A 5,472-nucleotide genomic window follows, 5' to 3' on the forward strand; every position below is an offset into this window, starting at 1 on the left:
CTTCAATCTTTAGCATTTCTAATGTTTCGGCGTTGTATTCAACTTTGATGATGTTGTTTTGGTAGTTAATTTTTAATTCATACACCCAAATATCATCATCTTCTTCTAGTTCGACTTTAATGATTCGACCATGAAGGTCGTTTTCTACCGCTGCATACATCTCAGAGAAAGGGCGAATATAACCTTCTCGAACTGCTTCGTAGACCTCGTCTTGGTCTTCTTCAAATTCAATGCGGGTTCCTGCCTTATGAACGTCCTGCACTAATTCATGACCATTATGGTGTGAGTCAGCCCATGCGCCAGCAGAAACAAATAAGCCTAAGCTTATAGAAAACAAAGAAATCATAGCTTTACTAAACATAGCGAATCCTAGAGAAGGTTGATAGCGTTCAGTATAAAAAAGTAATTCTGAACAGAAAGTGAACCTGATTAATAATGAGAAATTGATACCTAAAAATTTGATGACGAGTAGCATCAACACATCACGGAGACTAACCATCAAGTGTTAAGACCGTAATCATTAGCGTTGCTGAAGCTCGTCTTCGAATATCTTGTCTCTCATTTTCCAAAAGCGTCCAACTTTACGTGCAATCACAAATTGTGGTGGGCGGAATCTATGTTGGTGAGCAACCACTTTCGACGGTGACGCTTCCTCAAAAGGTCTGTGTCTATCCGCAAGGTGAGGGCGAACAAACTGATCTTTAAAGTTCTGCTTTTGCTTCTTGGTGGTCAATGACCAAAACTCATGGACTTGCGCTTGGTTTTCACCTCGGTAGGTGACTTTAAGTTGCGATTTGCCTTTGTCGTCCTTAAGTACATTAAGGTCCATCTCTAAACACTCAAACACCAAAGCATCTTTTAGATTGAGTGCCTCTTTTAACTTTTTGTCTGGGTCTACTAAGGTAGCGTCACATTCATGGCAAATACGCGCTGCAATGTCGTTGTCGGCGCCGCACTCTCCACAGTATTTGGCGCGGAAGCGATAGTTGCAGTGCTCTTTCTCACCAGTGTCTTCATCGGTAAAGTAGCCTTGGCATTTACGGCCAAAATGTTCAAGCAAGAAGCCGTTGCTGTCTAGCTTGCCCCAGAAATTGTTATTGAAGCCGCAGGCAGGGCAGGGGATGGTGATGATTTCACTGTCAGAATCAGGCTTAGGGTCGCCCACTTCTGGCTGGTAGAGATCATAGCTGTTACCTGCGTAATCGAGCACCAAACATTCTTTTTTGCCTGGAGACAAACGCAGACCCCGGCCAACGATTTGTTGATACAAACTGATGGATTCGGTTGGGCGAAGAATCGCGATTAAATCGACATGCGGTGCATCAAAGCCAGTGGTTAAAACCGACACATTGACCAAGAATTTGATTTTTCGTTCTTTGAAATCGTTGATGATTTGGTCACGCTCGAGTGTTGGCGTGTCACCAATGACAATCGCGGCTTCACCTTCAGGTAGTAAGCCTAGGATCTCTTGAGCGTGTCGAACGGTGGCTGCAAACACCATGATGCCCAGTTTGTCTTGGGCGAGGTGAATGATCTGATCGACAATCTGTGGTGTCGCTCGTTTTGATTGTTCGATCACCATATCCAGCTCGGCTTCTTTGTATCGACCCGTGCTCGCGGGTTTTAATTGTGAGAAGTCATAACTCAATACTGGCGCATCTATCATGCGAGCTGGTGTTAAGAAGCCTTCGTCGAGCAGGTAGCGAATTGGTAACTCAAAGATACAGTCTCTAAAGAATCTTGGTTCTTCCGAGCGCACTTGCCCACGAGTGTGGTATTGGTAAATCCACCCCATGCCTAAGCGATAAGGGGTTGCCGTTAAGCCAAGTACCTTGATGCCCGAGTTGTTTTCACGCAAGTGAGTGATCACTTTCTGATAGCTACTGTTCTTTTCATCGGGTACTCGGTGGCATTCATCGATAACCAAAAGTGAAAATTGGTTAGAGAATGAATCGAGGTTGCGTACCACTGATTGAACCGACGCGAATACCACTTGTTGGTCGGTCTCTTTACGGCCTAAACCAGCGGAGAAAATAGAGCCTTTTAACCCATAACCTTCATACTTTTCATGGTTTTGTTCAACCAGCTCTTTCACGTGAGCCAGTACCAATACACGCCCTTTGGCAAGCCTTGCCAGCTCAGCGATGACCAAACTTTTCCCAGCCCCTGTTGGTAGCACGAGAACAGCCGGTGTTTGGTGTTTTCTGAAGTAGTGAATGACTGATTTTACTGAGTCTGCTTGGTATGGGCGGAGTGTATACATATCGCGTCTTGTAAAATGGAGAACAAATAGTGTGAAATAGCTCAACTAATTGAGCAAAGGTGACTATAATACCCGACTTAGATTAGTTGAGGTATTCATGCGTTTAGATAAATTTCTGTGCGATGCACTAGGCATTACTCGAAAAGAAGCAACACACTTATTAAAAACAAAGACTGTGACAGTGAATGATGTCATGCAAAAAAGCGGTTCAGTTAAAGTAACTGAGCAGTGTGTAGTGGAGTGGCAAGGTAATGAACTGAATGTTCATGGCCCACGTTACATCATGTTGTACAAGCCGGAAGGGTTTGTTTGTTCGCATGAAGATGGCTCAAATCGCACCGCATTTGAATTGCTTGATGAAATCAAAATGGACAAGCTGCACTTTGCAGGGCGTCTAGATGTTGATACTACAGGTCTTGTTCTGATTACGGATGACGGTAAATGGTCTCACCGTATTACGGCACCAAAACACAAGTGCGAAAAAATGTACCGCGTGTGGTTGGTTGATCCAGTAGAACCAGACTACGTTGAAAAATTCAAAGAAGGCATCCAGCTGAAAAGCGAAGATGGCCTAACACTTCCTGCACACCTTGAAGTGCGTGCAGAACGCGAAGTGCTACTAACAATTCACGAAGGAAAATACCACCAAGTAAAACGCATGTTTGCAGCACTTGGTAACAAGGTAGAAGCACTACACCGTGAACGCATTGGTGAAATCGAGATGGACGAATCTTTAGAGTTAGGTGAGTACCGTTACCTGACACAAGAAGAAGTCGACTCTATCTGGAAGTAACCCTTAGCTATTAATTTATAGCGCTCTCGTTGCAAAGCCGACCAAGGATAGCGTCGGCTGATGATGTTGACTGGTACTAGGAAAGTCTCAGCCAATCTTTTGACTTGCGTGTTCACGCTGGTCCTAGTTTTATCAGTTAAACATTCGGAGAACCATGCAGACATCTACCCCACAGAGTCCAAGCTCTCAACCAGAAACCCCACAATTAGGCTTAGTACTGTTTTTGATTCTCGGTGCAATTGGTGCACTAACGCCACTTGCTATCGATATGTACTTGCCTGCGATGCCGACCATTGCCAAAGATCTTGGTGTAACGGCGGGCGAAGTACAGATAACGCTAACAGCTTATACCGCAGGTTTTGCGTTGGGTCAGCTGCTGCATGGCCCATTAGCTGATAGCTATGGACGCAAGCCTGTGCTCTTGATTGGTGTGTTCCTGTTTGCTGTTGCTTCTGTGGTGAGTGCTACAACCCACGGCATTGAAGCGCTGACTTACGTTCGTACTGCACAAGGTTTTGCAGGCGCAGCAGCGGCCGTCATCATCCAGGCGGTGGTACGTGACATGTTTGATCGTGAAGATTTTGCGAGAACCATGTCCTTCGTCACTTTGGTTATGACGGTCGCACCACTTATCGCACCAATGATTGGTGGTTACTTGGCATTGTGGTTTGGTTGGCGTTCAATCTTCTGGGTGTTGGCTATTTTTGCGGTGATCGTAATCTTAGCGGTATCGATGAAGATCCCAGAGACGCTACCGGTAGAGAACCGGCAACCACTGCGCTTCAAAACCACGATTCGTAACTACGCTCGTTTATGTAAGAACCCAACGGCGATGGGCCTGATTTTTTCGGGTGCATTTTCTTTCTCGGGAATGTTTGCATTCTTAACCGCTGGTTCGTTTGTTTACATAGACATCTATGGCGTTCGCCCAGACCTATTTGGTTATCTGTTTGGCTTAAACATCGTAGCGATGATCTTGATGACGAGCATTAATGGTCGAATCGTGAAGAAAGTCGGTTCTCACGCGATGCTTCGAGTGGGTTTAACCATTCAGTTGTTCGCTGGTTTAGGTTTGTTGGTCGGCTGGTCATTAGATATCGGGCTGTGGGGTATTGTGCCATTCGTGATGCTGTTTATTGGTACACTGTCTACCATTGGTAGTAACTCAATGGCGCTCCTACTTAGTGGATACCCGAATATGGCTGGTACTGCATCATCACTCGCGGGCACATTAAGATTTGGTACTGGTTCTGTGGTTGGGGCAATCGTCGCAATGCTACCAAGTGATACTGCAGGACCAATGGCTATGGTGATGGCAGCATGTGCAATACTGTCAGCATTACTATATTGGACATTAGGAAAGAAGGCATAATGTCAAAATACTATATTGAAATTCAGAAGCTTGTGAACACCGCACTTGGTGAACTTTACGCATTACACAAGTCAGGCAAAGCGATTGACGCTCCTATCGCGAACAACTTATATCTTGTTCGCTGGGTAACTAAGGCAATCAAAGCACAAGCGTATGATCGTGTTGTTGTGCCTGATTTGGTTCGCTGGCAAAAGCAGGGCCGTTCAAAGGGTAACAACTCTGATTTAACTTTTACGTTTAAGCGAATCTCAGCGTTTTACGCTCAGTTCTTCCCAGAAGGTGAAGAGCCTAAAGCACTGAAAGACAGTGACGTTGAAGCCTTTATGGACAAGATGTACGAGATGGGTTGGAGCGTATCGAGTGAAGATGAGCTAACCACAGGTGGCAAAATTCAGTTCTTTACCGATGGTGAGCACTCATTCGCGCTATGTGGAAAGCAGTGTGATGACTCTTTCGACGGTGAGTTGATGGTTAAGCCGATGAACTGGTTTGTTCGTGGTAACCACGCTGAGTTTATCCAAGCGGCGATGGAAGCGGGCTTCATGCTTCACAAAGTGACAGACTACAAGTCTGCTGTGAAGTACCACGGTGAATATATCGTGTACCCAGCGAACCAAGGCAACCAATTAGCTGAGATCCCAATTAGCTTTGTTGGCTAACGGATAGATACGAGATGCGAGAGGAGTGATACGAAGAGCCACTTACTCGCATCTTTTTTCATCTCGTCACTCGAATCTGCTTTTAATCCCTTCGCATCTCGATACTCGAATCTCGCATCAGCTTTTAATCTCTTCGCATCTCGTTACCCGCATCTCTCATCTATTTTTTAGCTTGCTTCTCTATCGCTTTCACCATGCCTTTAAAGATAAATAGATGAGCAGGCATCATTGCGAACCAATACAGTAATCCTAGGAAGCCTTTAGGGTGCCACCAAGCGGTGATGTTTAATTCACGTGTGTCTCCGTTATCAGAAACCGTGATTTCCAGTCGCCCTAAGCCCGGACCTTTCATCCCGAATAGCAGCGATAGGAATTGGTTCTCTTC

At 45.3% G+C, this 5,472-nt stretch carries 6 protein-coding genes; 3 read left to right on the forward strand and 3 right to left on the reverse strand.

Going from position 1 to position 5,472, the window contains the following annotated elements:
* Nucleotides 1-361, reverse strand: a 361-nt coding sequence (locus BCT81_RS10915) for a PepSY domain-containing protein (protein WP_102424231.1), incomplete at its 3' end; no start/stop codon positions are given.
* 159 nt (nt 362-520) lie between these two features.
* Complete coding sequence (locus tag BCT81_RS10920; protein ID WP_102424232.1) at nt 521-2,263, reverse strand: DEAD/DEAH box helicase; 1,743 nt, start codon at nt 2,261-2,263, stop codon at nt 521-523.
* A gap of 97 nt (nt 2,264-2,360) precedes the next feature.
* Between BCT81_RS10920 and rsuA the strand changes: the two genes are divergently transcribed.
* From rsuA to BCT81_RS10935, 3 genes are all read left to right on the forward strand, one after another.
* Nucleotides 2,361-3,056: a 16S rRNA pseudouridine(516) synthase RsuA gene (gene rsuA, locus BCT81_RS10925; protein WP_008222807.1), complete on the forward strand. Its 696-nt coding sequence runs from the start codon at nt 2,361-2,363 to the stop codon at nt 3,054-3,056.
* Nucleotides 3,057-3,210: 154 nt separating this feature from the next.
* Nucleotides 3,211-4,428 carry a Bcr/CflA family multidrug efflux MFS transporter gene (locus tag BCT81_RS10930; protein ID WP_102424234.1) on the forward strand — a complete coding sequence of 406 codons (1,218 nt, stop codon included), beginning with the start codon at nt 3,211-3,213 and terminating at the stop codon, nt 4,426-4,428.
* A complete protein-coding gene (locus tag BCT81_RS10935; RefSeq protein ID WP_008222810.1) occupies nt 4,428-5,087 on the forward strand; it encodes a DUF2913 family protein in 660 nt (219 codons plus the stop codon). The genes BCT81_RS10930 and BCT81_RS10935 overlap by 1 nt, the downstream gene beginning before the upstream one ends.
* Nucleotides 5,088-5,247: 160 nt before the next feature.
* On the opposite strand, the gene BCT81_RS10940 is transcribed toward BCT81_RS10935, so the two are convergent.
* Nucleotides 5,248-5,472, reverse strand: a 225-nt coding sequence (locus BCT81_RS10940; RefSeq protein ID WP_133152604.1) for a DUF2867 domain-containing protein, incomplete at its 5' end; no start/stop codon positions are given.

The organism is Vibrio sp. 10N.261.52.A1 (assembly GCF_002876325.1).
Classification (GTDB): Bacteria; Pseudomonadota; Gammaproteobacteria; order Enterobacterales; family Vibrionaceae; genus Vibrio; species Vibrio chagasii.